The sequence below is a fragment of the Mycobacterium sp. 1081908.1 genome, assembly GCF_001673535.1.
In the GTDB taxonomy this organism is placed as follows: domain Bacteria; phylum Actinomycetota; class Actinomycetes; order Mycobacteriales; family Mycobacteriaceae; genus Mycobacterium.
In genome coordinates, this window is the sequence record NZ_LZLY01000102.1 from 49289 (window position 1) to 64102 (window position 14814).

General features: G+C 70.2%; 17 protein-coding genes. 3 read left to right on the top strand and 14 right to left on the bottom strand.

Annotated elements, in window-relative coordinates; translation table 11 throughout:
* Positions 1-22: 22 nt before the first annotated feature.
* From A5655_RS16095 to A5655_RS16105, 3 genes are all read right to left on the bottom strand, one after another.
* A complete protein-coding gene (locus A5655_RS16095) occupies positions 23-1744 on the bottom strand; it encodes a PE family protein (protein ID WP_067011490.1) in 1722 nt (573 codons plus the stop codon).
* Between the two features lie 68 nt (positions 1745-1812).
* Positions 1813-3018, bottom strand: coding sequence for a DNA polymerase IV (gene dinB, locus A5655_RS16100; RefSeq protein WP_067011534.1), 1206 nt, complete (start codon positions 3016-3018; stop codon positions 1813-1815).
* Positions 3019-3041: 23 nt separating this feature from the next.
* A complete protein-coding gene (locus A5655_RS16105; protein WP_067011492.1) occupies positions 3042-3683 on the bottom strand; it encodes a TetR/AcrR family transcriptional regulator in 642 nt (213 codons plus the stop codon).
* A 76-nt stretch (positions 3684-3759) separates the two neighbouring features.
* Between A5655_RS16105 and A5655_RS16110 the strand changes: the two genes are divergently transcribed.
* Entirely contained in the window at positions 3760-5229 is a 1470-nt protein-coding gene (locus tag A5655_RS16110; RefSeq protein WP_067011494.1) for an NAD(P)/FAD-dependent oxidoreductase, read from the top strand.
* On the opposite strand, the gene rraA is transcribed toward A5655_RS16110, so the two are convergent.
* From rraA to A5655_RS28320, 10 genes are all read right to left on the bottom strand, one after another.
* Complete coding sequence (gene rraA / locus A5655_RS16115; protein ID WP_067011496.1) at positions 5226-5711, bottom strand: ribonuclease E activity regulator RraA; 486 nt, start codon at positions 5709-5711, stop codon at positions 5226-5228. The two genes, A5655_RS16110 and rraA, sit on opposite strands and share 4 nt — an antisense overlap.
* Before the next feature lies 1 nt (position 5712).
* Positions 5713-6141 carry a nucleoid-structuring protein H-NS gene (locus tag A5655_RS29230; protein ID WP_067011497.1) on the bottom strand — a complete coding sequence of 143 codons (429 nt, stop codon included), beginning with the start codon at positions 6139-6141 and terminating at the stop codon, positions 5713-5715.
* Positions 6142-6254: 113 nt separating this feature from the next.
* Positions 6255-6764, bottom strand: coding sequence for a copper resistance CopC family protein (locus A5655_RS16125; protein WP_067011500.1), 510 nt, complete (start codon positions 6762-6764; stop codon positions 6255-6257).
* Positions 6761-7393 carry a YcnI family protein gene (locus A5655_RS16130; protein WP_067011502.1) on the bottom strand — a complete coding sequence of 211 codons (633 nt, stop codon included), beginning with the start codon at positions 7391-7393 and terminating at the stop codon, positions 6761-6763. Before A5655_RS16130 ends, A5655_RS16125 begins: the two co-directional genes overlap by 4 nt.
* Positions 7390-8046: a DUF6474 family protein gene (locus tag A5655_RS16135; RefSeq protein ID WP_067011504.1), complete on the bottom strand. Its 657-nt coding sequence runs from the start codon at positions 8044-8046 to the stop codon at positions 7390-7392. The genes A5655_RS16130 and A5655_RS16135 overlap by 4 nt, the downstream gene beginning before the upstream one ends.
* A gap of 131 nt (positions 8047-8177) precedes the next feature.
* Positions 8178-8576 (bottom strand): helix-turn-helix transcriptional regulator, encoded by a 399-nt coding sequence (locus A5655_RS16140; RefSeq protein WP_067011536.1) that lies wholly within the window; start codon positions 8574-8576, stop codon positions 8178-8180.
* A 454-nt stretch (positions 8577-9030) separates the two neighbouring features.
* Positions 9031-9726: a TMEM165/GDT1 family protein gene (locus A5655_RS16145; protein WP_067011506.1), complete on the bottom strand. Its 696-nt coding sequence runs from the start codon at positions 9724-9726 to the stop codon at positions 9031-9033.
* Between the two features lie 235 nt (positions 9727-9961).
* Positions 9962-10495 carry a peptidase gene (locus A5655_RS16150; protein WP_067011508.1) on the bottom strand — a complete coding sequence of 178 codons (534 nt, stop codon included), beginning with the start codon at positions 10493-10495 and terminating at the stop codon, positions 9962-9964.
* A 195-nt stretch (positions 10496-10690) separates the two neighbouring features.
* Positions 10691-11314 (bottom strand): superoxide dismutase, encoded by a 624-nt coding sequence (locus tag A5655_RS16155; protein WP_067011510.1) that lies wholly within the window; start codon positions 11312-11314, stop codon positions 10691-10693.
* Positions 11315-11452: 138 nt separating this feature from the next.
* A complete protein-coding gene (locus tag A5655_RS28320) occupies positions 11453-11608 on the bottom strand; it encodes a hypothetical protein (RefSeq protein ID WP_197508716.1) in 156 nt (51 codons plus the stop codon).
* Between the two features lie 431 nt (positions 11609-12039).
* Between A5655_RS28320 and A5655_RS16160 the strand changes: the two genes are divergently transcribed.
* Positions 12040-13089 (top strand): DUF4328 domain-containing protein, encoded by a 1050-nt coding sequence (locus tag A5655_RS16160; RefSeq protein WP_082978683.1) that lies wholly within the window; start codon positions 12040-12042, stop codon positions 13087-13089.
* Between the two features lie 4 nt (positions 13090-13093).
* On the top strand, positions 13094-13915 hold the full coding sequence (locus tag A5655_RS16165; protein WP_067011514.1) for a glycerophosphodiester phosphodiesterase: 822 nt from the start codon (positions 13094-13096) through the stop codon (positions 13913-13915).
* Positions 13916-13920: 5 nt separating this feature from the next.
* Here A5655_RS16165 and A5655_RS16170 read toward each other — a convergent pair.
* On the bottom strand, positions 13921-14814 hold an 894-nt coding region (locus A5655_RS16170; protein ID WP_369807223.1), incomplete at its 5' end, for an LCP family protein.

Consider the following 14814-nt stretch of genomic DNA (forward strand, 5'->3'; position numbering starts at 1 on the left):
CGCCCGGCGCGGCGTCGCCAGGCTAGGTCTTCCCGTTGTTCCCGTTCTGGCCGACCAGGACGCCGGCGTCGCCGCCCGTGCCCGGTGTGCCGGGCGGGGTGCCCGGGTTTCCGCCGTTTCCGCCGTTGCCGCCGTCGCCGATCGCCACGGCGTTGCCGCCGTTTCCGCCGGCGCCGCCCGCGCCGCCGTGACCGGACCCGCCGGCGCCGCCGTCACCGCCGTTACCGATCAGCCCGCCCTTGCCGCCTGCCCCGCCCGCGCCGCCGGGGGTCAGCGGGCTGGCGCCGGCAAGTCCGCCGCCGCCGCCCGCGCCGCCGGAGCCGGTGAGCGCGCCGGCGTTGCCGCCGGCGCCACCGGCCCCACCCCGGGAATCGCCGGCGCCGCCTGCGCCTCCGGCCCCGCCGTCGCCGAAGAGCATCCCGCCGTTGCCGCCTGCGCCGCCAGCCCCGGCGGTGAAGTCGCTGCTCCCGCCGGCGCCGCCGGCCCCGCCGGTGGCGCCCATGCTCAGCACGCCGGCGTTGCCGCCGCGCCCGCCGGCGCCGGCGGCGGTTTGTCCTACTCCGCCGGCGCCGCCGGCACCGCCGCCGCCGAACAGCCCGCCGTTGCCGCCGTTGCCGCCGCCGCCGCTGCTGCCGCCGAGGCTGCTGTATCCGCCGGCGCCGCCGGCCCCGCCGTCGCCGGACAACACGCCGCCCGCGCCGCCGCCCCCGCCGGCGCCGCTGGTGAGGCCGAAGCCGCCGTCGCCGCCGAGACCGCCGCGGGCGAACAGCCCGCCGGTGCCGCCCGCCCCGCCGGCACCGGCGGCACCGCCGATACCACCGGTGCCCCCGGTTCCGCCAGTCGCGATGCCGTCTCCGCCGCTGCCGCCGTGGCCGCCGTGGCCGCCGTCGCCGCCGAGGCCACCCGACCCGGCCGCCCCGCCCAGCAGCGCCTGATTCGCGCCACCGGCCCCGCCCTGACCGCCGGCTCCGCCGTTACCGCCGGGCCCGCCGGTGCCGCCGGCCGAGTTGCTGTCAACGCCGGCTGCGCCCGTGCCGCCGAGGCCGCCTGCCCCGCCGGCACCGCCGGCACCGAACAAGGAAAGCAGTTGCCGGTTTGCGCCGCCGGCGCCGCCGTCCCCGCCATGTCCGCCTTTCCCGCCGAATACGCCAGAGCCGCCGGCCCCGCCGTTCCCGCCGGCGCCGCCGATCAGGGCCTTGCCTGCTCCGCCGGTTCCGCCGTCACCGCCGTGACCCCACAATCCCGCCGATCCGCCGGCCCCGCCGGCCTGACCGGTGCCGCCCGACCCGCCGTTGCCGCCGTTGCCGATCAGCCAGCCGCCGTCGCCGCCGGGCGCCCCGGTCCCCGGCGCCCCGTTGGCCCCGTTGCCGATCAGCGGGCGCCCCGTGAGCAGCTTGACCGGCCCGGGCGGCAACCCCAGGCCCTGGAGTTCACCGACCAAGGACGTCAGCGGGTCCGCATTGGCCGCCTCCGCGGCCGCGTACTGCCCCGAACCGGACGTCAGCGCCTGGACGAATTGGTCGTGAAAAGCCGTCGCCTGCGCGCTGAGCGCCTGAAACTCGCGGGCGTAGCTGCCGAACAGCTGAGAAATCGCGGCCGAGACCTCGTCCTGCGCCGCGGCCGCCACCGACGTCGTCGACGCCGCCGCGGTCGCATTGGCCGACCTGATCGCGGATCCGAGCGCGTCCAAGTCCGCCGACGCGGCGCTGAGTATCTGCGGGTCTACCTGCAAGAAAGAGGACATCTCCGGCTCCTAATCCCTTGTGGGGCCGTAGGTTAAAGCCGGCGACTTGCGAATTTCTTGCGGGCGCGTCAGTCGGGGAGATGCGGCATTTCGAAGCCGGGGTCGCGGCCGACCAACACCGCGGGCGTGAGCGCGGACTTGCCATAGCGGCGGCGAACCCGGTCGATCGCGTCGTCGACCTCGAGCCGGCCCGCGTCCCCGCCGAGCGGCAGCATCAGCTGCTGAGCTCCGCTGCGGTCGATACCCGAGACCGCGAAGCCGACCAACGTCAGCCCGCGAAGCGCGATCAGGGGCTCCGCGGACGCGACCAGCCGCCGCGCGGCGGCCAGGATCGGCTGCGTCGCCGAGGTGGCCCACGGCAGCGTGTGGGAACGGGTCGCCCGGCTGAAGTCGTCGAAGCGCAGTCGCAGCACGACCGTGCGTCCCGTCCGCCCGGCGGTGCGCATCCGGGCGGTGATCCGGTCGATCAGGTTCACCACCACCGCGTCGACCTCGGCGGCCGACATGCGATTGCCCGCGCGGCCCAGCGCCCGCTGCGCCCCCACCGAGCGCCGGCGCACCCCGGTGGTCACCCGGCGGCGGTCGATGTTGCGGGACAACGCATAGAGCTGACGTCCCATCGCGGGCCCGAGCAGCGACGCGAGCGTCGACTCGCTGAGCTCGGCGACGTCGGCGACGGTGACCAGTCCGTGCGCGTGCAGCTTCTCGGCCGTCACCGCGCCCACGCCCCACAGCCGGCGCACCGGCAGCGGGCGCAAAAACGCCAGCTCCCGATCGGGCGGCACCAGCAGCAGCCCGTCGGGCTTGGCTTCCTGGCTGGCCACCTTGGCGAGGAACTTCGTCCGGGCGATCCCGACGGTGATGGGCAGGCCGACGCGCCTGCGCACGTCGGCGCGCAGCCTGTGCGCGATCTGGGTCGGAGCGCCGGAGACCCGGCGCAGGCCGCCGACATCCAGAAAGGCCTCGTCGACCGACAGCGCCTCCACCACCGGTGTGCAGTCACGGAACACCTCGAACACCGCGTCGCTGGCGCGGCTGTAGGCGTTCATCCGCGGCGGCACCACCACGGCGTGCGGGCAGAGCCGCCGCGCCTGCGCCCCGCCCATCGCCGTGCGCACGCCGTAGGCCTTGGCCTCGTAGCTCGCGGCCAGCACCACCCCGCCGCCGACGATCACCGGGCGACCGCGCAACGTCGGGTCGTCGCGCTGTTCGACGGACGCGTAGAACGAATCCAGGTCCGCGTGCAGGATCGACGCATCACACCGCACGAACAGATGTTCGCACGCGGGTATGACAGCTAGACGGGTTGGCCGTAGATGCTGGTGACCCAGATGTGGGTCAGGGTATCGACGACGCGATCCTCGCCGACGGCCGGTTTCTCGGCCGACAGCGCGGCCATCATGGTGCGTTCGTTCATCTGGTTCAGCGACGTCGCGAGGTCGGCGGCGGGGATGGTCTCCGGGGCCGCGCCGCGCGCCCGCTCGGCGGTGATCAGCGCCGCGGTCTGGTCGATCCACTTCTGCATGAATCCCAGCCACACCGACCGCAGCTCGGTGCTGGTGGCCAGCGCCTCCGTCGCGGCGCGCGCCAGCGTCCGGTGCGAGCTGAACGCCATGTAGAAAGCCTTGATGCCGTTGCGCCACACGCGGCGCGGGTCCTCCGGGAGGCGCTGCACGGCGCCGTCGAACTCGGAGTCGGCGCGCGCGATCACCGGCTCCAGCAGCGACAGCAGCACGTCCTCCTTGGACTTGAAATAGAAGTAGAAGGTCGGCCGCGACAGGCCGGCGCCCTTGGCCAGGTCGTCGACCGAGATGGCGGCGAACCCCCGCTCTTCCAGCAGCCGCTCGGCGGTCGCCAGGATCGCCTGCTCGCGGTCGTCCCCCGAGGGGCGCAGGGCGCGGCGGCCGCGCAGGGCGCGAGTCGTGCCGGCGGTAGTCACAGGCGCTACTTTACATGTAGTCGAAAGTTTCGACACACCGTTGACCCGTTCAACACTGTGTTGATAGCGTGGGGCCATGACTGAGCACCTTGACGTCGTCGTCGTGGGCGCCGGAATCTCCGGTGTGAGCGCGGCCTGGCACCTGCAGGACCGCTGCCCGACCAAGAGCTACGCCATCCTGGAGAAGCGCGCGGCCATGGGGGGCACCTGGGATTTGTTCCGCTACCCGGGCATCCGTTCCGACTCGGACATGTACACGCTGGGCTTCCGGTTCCGTCCGTGGACGGAGCGCCAGGCCATCGCCGACGGTGGGCCGATCCTCGACTACGTCAAGGACACCGCGGCCATGTACGGCATCGACAAGCGCATCCGGCTCAACCACAAGGTGCTTGGCGCCGACTGGTCCAACGCGGAGAACCGCTGGACCCTGCAGATCGAAAACGACGGTGCGCCAAGCACAATCACGTGCTCGTTCCTGTTCCTGTGCAGCGGCTACTACAACTACGAACAGGGCTTCGCGCCGACGTTCGCCGGGTCGGAGGATTTCCAGGGCCCGATCATCCACCCGCAGCACTGGCCCGAGGACCTCGACTACACGGACAAGAACGTTGTCGTGATCGGCAGTGGCGCCACCGCCGTAACCCTGATTCCGGCGATGGCGGAGTCGGGTGCCAAGCACGTCACGATGCTGCAGCGGTCCCCGACCTACATCGTCTCGCAGCCGAAGCGGGACAAGTTGGCCGAGCGGCTCAACCGCTGGCTGCCCGAGAAGCAGGCGTACAGCGCGATTCGCTGGCGCAACGTGCTGCGGCAGGCGGCGCTTTACGGGGCCTGCCAGAAGTGGCCGCAGCGGATGCGAAAGATCCTGCTCGGCTTTGTGCAGCGCCAGCTTCCCGAGGGATACGACGTGCAGAAGCACTTCGGCCCGCACTACAACCCGTGGGACCAGCGGCTGTGCCTGGTGCCCAGCGGCGACCTGTTCCGCGTCATCCGGAAGGGCAAGGCCGACGTGGTCACCGACACCATCGACCGGTTCACCCCGACCGGCATCCGGCTCAACTCGGGTCAGGAGCTGCCCGCCGACATCATCATCACCGCAACGGGTTTGAATCTGCAGCTGTTCGGCGGCGCGACCGTGACCGTCGATGGGCAGCCGGTGGACCTGACCAAGACGATGGCCTACAAGGGCATGATGCTATCCGGTCTGCCGAACATGATCTACACCGTCGGATACACCAACGCGTCGTGGACGCTGAAGGCCGACCTGGTGTCCGAGTTCGCCTGCCGTCTGCTGAACTACATGGACGACAACGGTTTTGACACCGTCGTGGTCGAGCACCCGGGTTCCGACGTCGAGGAGCGCCCGTTCATGGAGTTCACTCCCGGCTACGTGCTGCGCTCGCTCGACGAGTTGCCCAAGCAGGGCTCACGCACGCCGTGGCGGCTGAACCAGAACTATGTGCGCGACATCCAGCTGATCCGGCGCGGCAAGATCGCCGACGAAGGCCTGCGATTCGCCAAAAACTCCGCGGCCGTGTCGGTTTAGTCGGGCGGCGCCGTGACGACGATGCCGTCGTCGTCGCTGTAGGCGATCTCACCGGGCGCGAAAGTCACACCGCCGAGGCTGATTTCGACGCCGCGCTCTCCGGCGCCAGTCTTGGTGCTCTTGCGTGGATTGGTGCCCAGCGCCTTGATGCCGATGTCGATGCCGCGCAGTGCGGCGGCGTCCCGCACCGCGCCGTTGATGACCAGCCCGGCCCAGCCGTTGGAGCGGGCCAGTTCGGCGATGACGTCGCCGACCAGCGCGGTGTGCAGCGAGCCCGACCCGTCGATCACGAGCACCCCGCCGTTGCCCGGCCCCGAGAGCACCGATTTCAGCAGCGCGTTGTCCTCAAAGCAGCGCACGGTGCTGATGGGCCCGGCGAATTCCGAGCGGCCGCCGAACTGGCGGAATTGAAGGTCGCAGCTACGTACGTCGGGGCCGATGGCGTCGACGAGGTCGGCGGTCGGCCGGAATGGCACCGCCACCTCAGCGGCGCCGCAGTTGCCGGATCAGCAGGATCGCCAGCAGGCTGAGCGCCACGGCCACGATCAGCGGCACCGGGGATTGGCGGGATACGGCCGGCGCGACCTGGGGCGAGACCGGGTTGTTGGCGCCCTCAACGGTCGACTTTGCTTGTGCCGCAGCGTCTTTGGCGGCCGCGGCGAGTTGCCCGTTGGTCTCGATCCGCTGCTGTACGCCGAGGGGTTGCGGGGGCGCGGGTGGGGAACTCTTGGCCGCGGCCTTCTTGGCGGGCGCTTTTTTGGCGGGCGCTTTTTTGGCGGGTGCCTTCTTCGCAGGTGCCTTTTTAGCGGGCGCTTTCGCAGCCTTCTTGACGGCCTTGGCGGGAGGTTTCTTCTCCGGTGGGGTCGCAGCGCCGTTGGGTTCGCTGTTGGGTTGGTCCTGCGGGTCTGCCATGCGGCCGCTCCTTTGCAGCTCTCTCAAGTTCTCTGTCGGGCGCCGGGTCGCTCGCGTCCCATCATGCCAGGAGGCGCGGCGGGGACTCGGCGACCAGGTGGCGCACCGAGCCCTCAGGGTCTGCGCCGCACCGCCCACCAGCCGCCCGCGGCGACCAGGGCCACGGCCGCCGCCGCAAACGGCCACACCGGGACGGCCCCGCCGCCGGCGGGACCCGCGGCGGGCGGTCCGGGCGTACCGGTGCCGGGGACGGTCAGCCGAAACGACCAGGAGCCCGACACCACGTGGCCGTCCGCGGACGTCACGCGGTAGTTCACCGTGTAGGTGCCGGCCGGCCCGAGCGGTCGCACGCCGACGCCGACGACCGCGCCCTGCACGCTGGGTTCCCCGCTGGCCCACTCGTTGCCGTCGGGCCCGACGACCGTCATGGCCGCGAACGTGGTCTGCAACCGCTCGTTGAACGTCGCGGATACCCGGCCGGGACCGGTCGCGAGAACCGCATTGTCCGCCGGGTCGGCGGACACGCGCGCCGCGTGGGCGGACGCCGGTGGTGCGGCGAGGATCGCGGTCGACACCATGGCGGCGAGCAGCAGCCCCACCCATGCGGCCGCCCGCCGGGTCATGCTCGTCGGCGGATCACGGCGAGACCGACGCCGAGGGCGGCCAGCGCCAGCGCCGCCCCGCCCAGGAGGCGCGCGGTGGTGTCCGATGACGCCGGCTGCGGGGCCGCCGCATGCGGGTGGTGGTCGTGCGACGTCCCGGCCGTCGCGCCGAGCGCCAGTGCGGGTGCCGGGTGTTCCGGCTCCCCGCCGCCGGGCAGCGGCGGCTGGTCCCACTTCACGACCGTGCCGTCGGAATACGTCTGGGTGGCCGGGAAGCTGACGGTGTCGGTGTCGGGCAGTTGCACCGAGATGCGGAACAGCGCGAATTGGTCGGGTGCGATCCCGGCGTTGGGTGCGGCCGTCCAGGTCACCGAGCGGACGGTGCCGGCTGCCGCGTCGCGGTCGAGCTTGGCCGTCCATCCGGGGAGGGTCTCGGTGCTGGCCGCGGCGACGTTGGGCAGGCTGACGGTCAGCGCGGTGGTCGTGGCGCCGGTGTTGGATTCGTTGGGCACCTGGAAGGTCACGATCGCCATGGCGCCGCGGACGGGGTTGTCACTGCTGGCGTGTACGTGCGCCCATGCCGTCGGGAGTCCGATCGCCGAACCGAGGTAGAGCGCGGCGGCCGCGATCAGGACGCGGGCGGCTCTCACGTCAGTCCGAGGCGCGCCATCAGGTCCGCCTCGATGCCGTCGAGCTGCGACGAGATCGCGGCGTGGGCCGCCCGTCGCCGCGCGGCCGGCATGTTCTCCGCGGCGGTGACGGCCGCCGAGAGGTCGCTGAGCCGTTCGGTGATGGCGCCGACGAACTGCTTGGTCTCGGCGTCCTTGGGCTTCTTTTCCTGCACCACCCGCAGCGACTTCTCCGACCCGGCGATCCGGGCCGACAGCTGGGCGCCCTGCCCGGAGAACTGGCCGATCTGCGCCAACGGGACGCCGAGCTGATCCGCGCGACGCTGGTCGATCGCCGCGCGCGCGGCCATGGCGCCCCGGTAGATCAGCGGCGTCAGGATCGGGGCGAGCAGCCGGGAGACGGTCAGCACCCGGCGGATCCGAGTCGGCGACAGCAACTTGCCCTCCCGTGCGGTCTTGAGCTCGGCCTCGGCGACCTTCAGCGCCGCGCGGTCGCTGTCCCGCTGCGATCTGATCTGTGCCTTGAGGGCCTTTTCGGCGGCGCGCCGATCGGCCTTGAGCCGGCGAGCGTCGTTCTTGGCGGCCAGCTTGGCCTCGAGCTTGGCGCGGGCCTTGATCGCGCGGGCCTCGGCGCGACGCGTCGCGCGGCTCTTTCGCTTGCGGAACAGGCCCATTCCCGGCCGCCTCCCGGTATCTCGTGGACTATCGCTCGCGTGTGTGCGATCCGAGAGCCAACCCTAATCGGCATACGCCGACGGCAGCCGTTCAGGTCGGGGGCCCGCAGCGGCCCTCGGCCGGGCGTCCGCTAGGCGTCCAGATGCTCGGCGCGGCGCAGCTCCCTGACGCGCTCCACGACGTCCTGCTGCGCCTGCGGGGACAACCCGACCGCGGCCAGCGCGATGCGGCGCACGCCGTCATCTCGCATCGTCGCCAACCAGGACAACTCCTTGTCGAGCTTCTCGTAGTACTCGTCGTCGGTGAAGTAGGCCGGCTTGATCCGGAAGAAGTTGGCCAGGGCGGCCATGGTCGCCGATGACGGATTGGTGCGGTTGCCCGAACGTAGCTGGGACAGGTAGGGAGCCGACATCGTGATGCCCTCCGCCTTGAGTGCCGCGATCACCTCCGCCGAGGTGTGCGGCCCGCGCCCCGGTGGATACACCGTGTCGAACAAGCGATTCAGGCGGGCGGCGAACGTCGTGCTCATCGATATGACCTCCACTTGGCTGTAGAAGTGAACTATTGCCGAGGTGTATTTGCTGATCATGGTAGCGACGGTTTGGGTCCGCATCCAGGTGCAAACCCCGGGTGGTTGGGTACCGGCATTGCTGACGGTTGCCGAATACCCACTTGACGAGCGTCTAACTAATTCGCTGGGGTGTCCACTAAATGAGCGAAACTCACAGGTTATCCGCAGCGTCCGGGGTGAGGCCGAACGTGGCGGGCCGTCGGCCGCGCGGATGACCGCGCGCTTCGACCGGGGATGCTGGGCGTATGCACGGCAACCGGCCCGCAACGCGTGTGCGTCGGCGACATCCTTTGCTGTCAAGTAGGTGACACGCCCACAGAACGGGCCGAGGGTGCACCTGATTGCCCCCGGAAGATACCCCTGGGGCGACTCCGGGGCCGCGGCGGCGTGAGGGAAGGGTGCCGACGGCACTCTAGCCGATGTCCGGTGACCTCCCGGCGGGTGCGGCCGCTTTCCGGCGCCGGCGCAGAGTTTGCGCCGCGGCCACCGCGGCGGCGGCCGCCGCTACGGCGACGGTCACCGCGATGGCCACCGAACGCAGTCCCAACGCGGTGTCGAACAGCATCCATAGGCCGAACATCACGAACAGCAGTCCGGCCATGGCGTGCAGCAGCTGCTGGGGAAGCCGCCGATGCAGCAAGGTGCCGACCCCGATCGCCATTCCGTCGGCGAGAACCATCCCGAGGGTGGAGCCGACCCAGACGCCGGTCCAGTCGTGATCGCTCGCCAGCGAGACGGTCGCGAGCGACGTCTTGTCGCTCATCTCGGCGAGCACGAAGGACGACACCACGGTCAGTAACGCGAAGCGGGATTCCCCCTCCGTCGGGACCGTCTCGTCGGCGGTGGTGCCCTCGCGCCAGGCCCACACGGCGAAGATCAGGAAGGCGATCGCCGACGCGAACGCCATCGGGCGTGACGGGAGAGTGGCGCCGAGGAAATGGCCGATCCCTACCGTCACCCCGTGCACCAGGCAGGCGGCGATCGCCACACCGGTCAGCACCACCCACCATCGGTAGCGCAGCGCGAAGGTCATGGTGATCAGCTGGGACCTGTCGCCGAGTTCGGCGAGGAAAACCACCCCGAGGGTGAGCAACGTGGCGGCGAGCATGGGAGGCGACCTTTCGACACGTCGTCGGTGACCTACGGGTCACCGAACATCGGTCGAAGGTCTCGCCCACCGGATCCGTGGGACCGGTTCGCCGGCCGGGCTGTGCGCCGGTATGTCGACTCGACGATTCGGGGCTACTCCCCTTCGCTAACGGTTCACAGGCTAGCGGGCGGGTGAGGCGAGCGCCAGGACGGCGGCAGATTTCGGGCGGCCGTATTCTGCGATTTGAATTCCCTTACGCTGCAAGCAGCATCGCCAGGATGGCGGTGTCTGGATGGCTGATCGGGTCGACGCCCACCCGGCTCACCATGGACGTGATCGTCCCGTCGGCCTCCGCTTCCACCCACGCCGCCCGGTGCTCCAATCCGAGGTAGGGCAACCCCGGCAGCAGCACGCACCCGGAAGCGGCCCCGTTGCATTCCGGCAACGAGGGCGTGGTTTCCGACGGCGGATGCAGCATCAGCAGTGCCGGGGGTTGATGGTCGGCGAAATATCCTGGCTGGATGGCGGATTCGCCGAAGACGGTGCCTTCGGCCAGCACCAGGCCCACGGTGCCCGGCTCGGGTTCGTCGGGCAACTCCTCGCGAGCACCGAACACCGTTGTGGTGGAAAGCAATCCGGGCAGCGATGCGACCCGTACCGCGACCATCAGCAGTTGGGCCCACTCCTTCGTCGAATCGGGCCAACGCCCCGAGATCACGAACCCCTTCAGGGAACCGCGGGCATGGAAGGGTGCCACCCCTATCGGTCGATCCGACCCGGTTTCCATCTCGACCTCCGCGCGACGCCTCGTTTCGAATAACCACGCTGGTAGCTCGAATAATTAAGCATGCCTGCGGCTTCGGCGCCTTGCAACCCGACACGGTCACTGGCGTACATGTTTTCAAAGTGCCCAAATTCGGGCCGGATAAACGACGGGGGCGCCGCGCGATCCGCGCGACGCCCCCGCCGTTTCGAGATGAAGTCAGCCGGCAATCAGCCCCTGGGTTTTGGTGGTGGCGGCCGCATAGCGGTCCTGCACGTCCGCCCAGTTCACCACGTTCCAGAACGCCTTGGCGAAGTCAACCTTGACGTTCTTGTACTGCAGGTAAAAAGCGTGCTCCCACATGTCCAGCAGCAGCAGCGGCACGATGCCGAGCGGGAAATTGGACTGGTGGTCGTACACCTGGAAGATCAGCAGCTTGTTGCCGAGCGTGTCCCAGCCGAGCGCTGCCCAGCCCGACCCCTGCACGGTGGTGGCGGCGGCGTGGAATTGCGCCCGGAAGTTGTCGAACGATCCGAACGCGTCGTCGATGGCCGCGGCGAGCTCCCCGGTCGGCTTGTCGCCGCCGTTCGGGGAGAGGTTCTTCCACCAGATGGTGTGGTTGACATGGCCACCGAGGTTGAACGCCAAGTTTTTCTCGTTCAACAGGATCGCGGCGTGATCTCCCTTGGCCCGCGCTTCCTCGAGCTTCTCCAGGGCGTCGTTGGCGCCTTTGACGTAGGTGGCGTGGTGTTTGTCGTGATGAAGTTCGTTTATCTGACCGGAGATGTGCGGTTCCAGCGCACCGTAATCCCAATCCAAGTCCGGCAAGTTGTATACAGCCACTGCATTCCTTTCTTCGATTATCGTCTTGGCGCTCCTGCGCGGGGCTGCCACGCGGCGGCCAGCCGTAATCAACCCTGCTCCATGACCGCGCGCGCCGCAAGAACGGCTGCTAGGGGGAGATACCCGGCGGGCGTTGATTCAAGACAAGACGATGACGACGAGAACCGCGAGCAGCGCCAGCGCGATCAGGGCGGCGCGCAAGGCGGCAACGCTATAGCTGTGATTACAGGCAGGCGAGCCGGAATACGAGTTCGACGGGGCCGGCGAACCCGGACCGAACGAATGCGTGGCCATCAAGCGCCTTTCACCTGCACGTCCACCTCGCCGCAGTGAGGTGAGTCACAACGATTTTTCGTGACGGTGATCATAACCCCTCGGACCGAGGTTGGAAAACGCGCTGCGTAACCGCGTTGCCCGCCGGCGAGCTGACGAAGCGCGGGGCGGGCAGGCACACCACGCGCCCGGACGGGCTCGCCTGAGGGTGCTTAGCGGGGCAATGCATTTCGCTCTGGTAACCGACGGGGCTGTTTATGGCACAGCCGTACCAGCCGGGTGTTATCCACAGATGCGGCACGCGGCAGTCGGTAAAGGCCGTGTTGATGCCGTGCATACCCAAAGCCCGAGTGTGGATAAACCTGTGGAAACTGTGGATAGCCCTAGGCAACTGTCGGTGTTGCCATAACCGCTGACGCGGCCCGCCTCGTCACCGGCGTTACGCTGGTCCGGTGATTCAGGTGTGCTCTCAGTGCGGCACCCGGTGGAACGTGCGCGACCGGCGACGCGACTGGTGTCCCCGCTGCCGCGGGGCGCTGATGGCGCCGCTGCCGGACACACCTGCGCCCGATCCGCGATGGAGTGCGCCGGGCAGCGCGCCGCCGGCCCGCCCGCCTGCCACTCCGACATGGCAGCGGACCGCGCCGCGGCTGCCGCCCGGATTCCGCTGGATCGCGGTGCGCCCCGGCGCCGCGCCGCCTCAGCGACGGGGACGTCGGCTGCTGGGGCCGACGCCTCGCTATGCGGTAATACCGCGTTGGGGTTTGGCGGACCGCGTCGACCAGGCGCCCGCGGCGGCCGAAAAGCCTTCGCGGACAGGGCCATCCGCGCCGCTCGTGCGCACCACGCTGTTCCTGAGCGTGCTGACCCTCAGCGCGGCGGCGCTGGTGTACGTCGCGCGGTATGCGCTGTTGGTGTACAACCGCAACACCTTGCTTAACTCGATCGTGGCCGCCGTCGCGGATTGGCTCGGGGTGCTGGCCAGCGTGGGAGCGATCGCGGCGGTGATCGTCTCCGGGGCGATGCTGATCCGGTGGCTGATCGCGCGGCGGGCCGCCGCGTTCGCACACCATGGCCTGCCGGAGCCGCGTTCCGTCCGGGCGCTGTGGGCGGGCTGCGCGGTGCCGTTCGCGAATCTGCTGTGGGCACCGGTGTACGTCATCGAGCTGGCGACCGTCGAAGAGCACTACTCCCGGGTGCGACGACCGATCGTCCAGTGGTGGATCGCGTGGGTGGTCAGCTACCTGGTGTCGATCTTCGCCATCTTCACCGGCTTCGCCACCGACGCCCAGGGCATCGCGAACAACACCGTGCTGATGGTTTTCGCGTATCTGTTCGCGGCGGTCACCGTGGCGGCGATCGCCCGGGTCTTCGAAGACTTCGAGCGCAAGCCGGTGGCACGTCCCGCGCACCGCTGGGTCATCGTCGAACCGGAGCACAATGCCGCCGGGCGCCCGTCGGGCGCTCCGGTTGAGTTGGAGGGGCAGGAACCGGCAGCATAGGGATATGACGTGGGCCGACGAGGTGCTCGCCGGGCACCCCTTTGTCGTGGCCCATCGCGGGGCGTCGGCCGCCCGCCCCGAACACACGCTGGCCGCCTACGACCTCGCGCTCAAACAGGGCGCCGACGGGGTGGAATGCGACGTGCGCCTGACCCGCGACGGCCACCTGGTCTGCGTGCATGACCGCCGGCTGGACCGGACGTCGACGGGAGCCGGTTTGGTCAGCACGATGACGCTCGCCGAACTGCGCGAGCTCGAATACGGCGCCTGGCACGACAGCTGGCGCGCGGACGGCGCGCACGGCGACACCAGCCTGCTGACGCTGGACGCCCTCGTTTCGCTCGTTCTGGACTGGCACCGGCCGGTCAAGCTCTTCGTCGAGACCAAGCACCCGGTCCGGTACGGCTCCCTGGTGGAGAACAAGCTCCTCGCGCTGCTGCATCGCTACGGGATAGCCGCCCCCGCATCCGCCGACCGGTCCCGCGCGGTGGTCATGTCGTTTTCGGCGGCCGCGGTCTGGCGCATCCGGCGAGCCGCGCCGTTGCTGCCGACAGTGTTGCTCGGCAAAACCGCTCGGTATCTGGCCAGCAGCGCGGCCACCGCCGTCGGCGCCACGGCCGTCGGGCCGTCGTTGGCGACGCTGAAGGACTACCCGCAACTGGTGGACCGCGCCGTCGCCCAGGGCAGGGCCGTCTACTGCTGGAACGTCGACGAATACGAGGACATCGACTTCTGCCGCGACGTCGGCGTGGCCTGGCTGGCCACCCACCACCCGGGCCGCACCAAGGCCTATTTGCAGCGGGCCCGCGCCGGCGACGGCGCTTAACCCGGTTACTGCTGTCCCTCCAGCGCGGCGGCGGGCACGGGCCCGTCGGAGGCCAGCGCGTCGAACAGCTGGCCGGCGGCGTCGTGGTTCCACACCACCACCGCGCCGGCGTCGCCGGTGGTGAACTGCCCGATCGGGACGGTCAGCGCGGTGGTCGGCCCGTGCAACGCCCAGCCGAGCCGGGCCAGGTCCCACACGTGGTCGCCCTCGCCGACGGTCATGGCGCCGGCGGCCGCCCGGGGCACCGAGTACCAGCGCAGCGGGTCGAGCCACACGGACGGGCTGGCGGCGCGGTGCAGCAGCGCCGAGAGGAACTGGCGCTGGTTGGCCATCCGGTCCAGATCCGCGCGCGGGGTGTCGCGCGACCGGACGTATCCCAGCGCGTCGCGGCCGGCCAGCTTCTGGCAGCCGACCGGTAGGTCGATGCCGGCCAGCGGATCGTTGATCGGCGCGGTCGGGCAGACGGTGATGCCGCCCAGCGCGTCGACCAGGCCCGCGAATCCGCCGAATCCGATCTCGGCGTAGTGATCGAGGCGCAGCCCGGTGGCCCGCTCCACGGTCTGGGTCAGCAGGGGCGCCCCGCCGATCGCGAACGCCGCGTTGATCTTGTCCTTGCCGTGACCGGGAATCGGCACGTACGAGTCGCGCGGGATCGAGACCATCGTCGCCGGTGTGCTCGACCAGAAGTCGGGCACGTGCACCAGCAGGATGGTGTCCGTTCTGCTGCTGCCGACGTCGCCGCCGGTTGCCAGGTCTTGTTGCTGCTCGGCGGTGAGGCCTTGGCGGCTGTCCGAGCCGACGATCAGCCAGTTGGTCCCGCGGCCGGCGGCGGGCCGGTCGGGATAGTCGGTGAGCGCCTGCCCGCGCCGCAGCGTGGTGTCGAACCACATGGCCCCGCC

Excerpts from the sequence above, each read along its gene's own strand:
- A5655_RS16145 (WP_067011506.1), bottom strand. The coding sequence starts at position 9,726 with ATGCTCGCCGCCACGTTGCTCACCCTCGGGGTGGTTTTCCTCGCCGAA.
- A5655_RS16110 (WP_067011494.1), top strand. The coding sequence starts at position 3,760 with ATGACTGAGCACCTTGACGTCGTCGTCGTGGGCGCCGGAATCTCCGGT.
- A5655_RS16140 (WP_067011536.1), bottom strand. The coding sequence starts at position 8,576 with ATGAGCACGACGTTCGCCGCCCGCCTGAATCGCTTGTTCGACACGGTG.
- A5655_RS29230 (WP_067011497.1), bottom strand. The coding sequence starts at position 6,141 with ATGGCAGACCCGCAGGACCAACCCAACAGCGAACCCAACGGCGCTGCG.
- A5655_RS16150 (WP_067011508.1), bottom strand. The coding sequence starts at position 10,495 with ATGGAAACCGGGTCGGATCGACCGATAGGGGTGGCACCCTTCCATGCC.
- A5655_RS16095 (WP_067011490.1), bottom strand. The coding sequence starts at position 1,744 with ATGTCCTCTTTCTTGCAGGTAGACCCGCAGATACTCAGCGCCGCGTCG.
- A5655_RS16125 (WP_067011500.1), bottom strand. The coding sequence starts at position 6,764 with ATGACCCGGCGGGCGGCCGCATGGGTGGGGCTGCTGCTCGCCGCCATG.
- A5655_RS16135 (WP_067011504.1), bottom strand. The coding sequence starts at position 8,046 with ATGGGCCTGTTCCGCAAGCGAAAGAGCCGCGCGACGCGTCGCGCCGAG.
- A5655_RS28320 (WP_197508716.1), bottom strand. The coding sequence starts at position 11,608 with ATGGCCACGCATTCGTTCGGTCCGGGTTCGCCGGCCCCGTCGAACTCG.
- A5655_RS16165 (WP_067011514.1), top strand. The coding sequence starts at position 13,094 with ATGACGTGGGCCGACGAGGTGCTCGCCGGGCACCCCTTTGTCGTGGCC.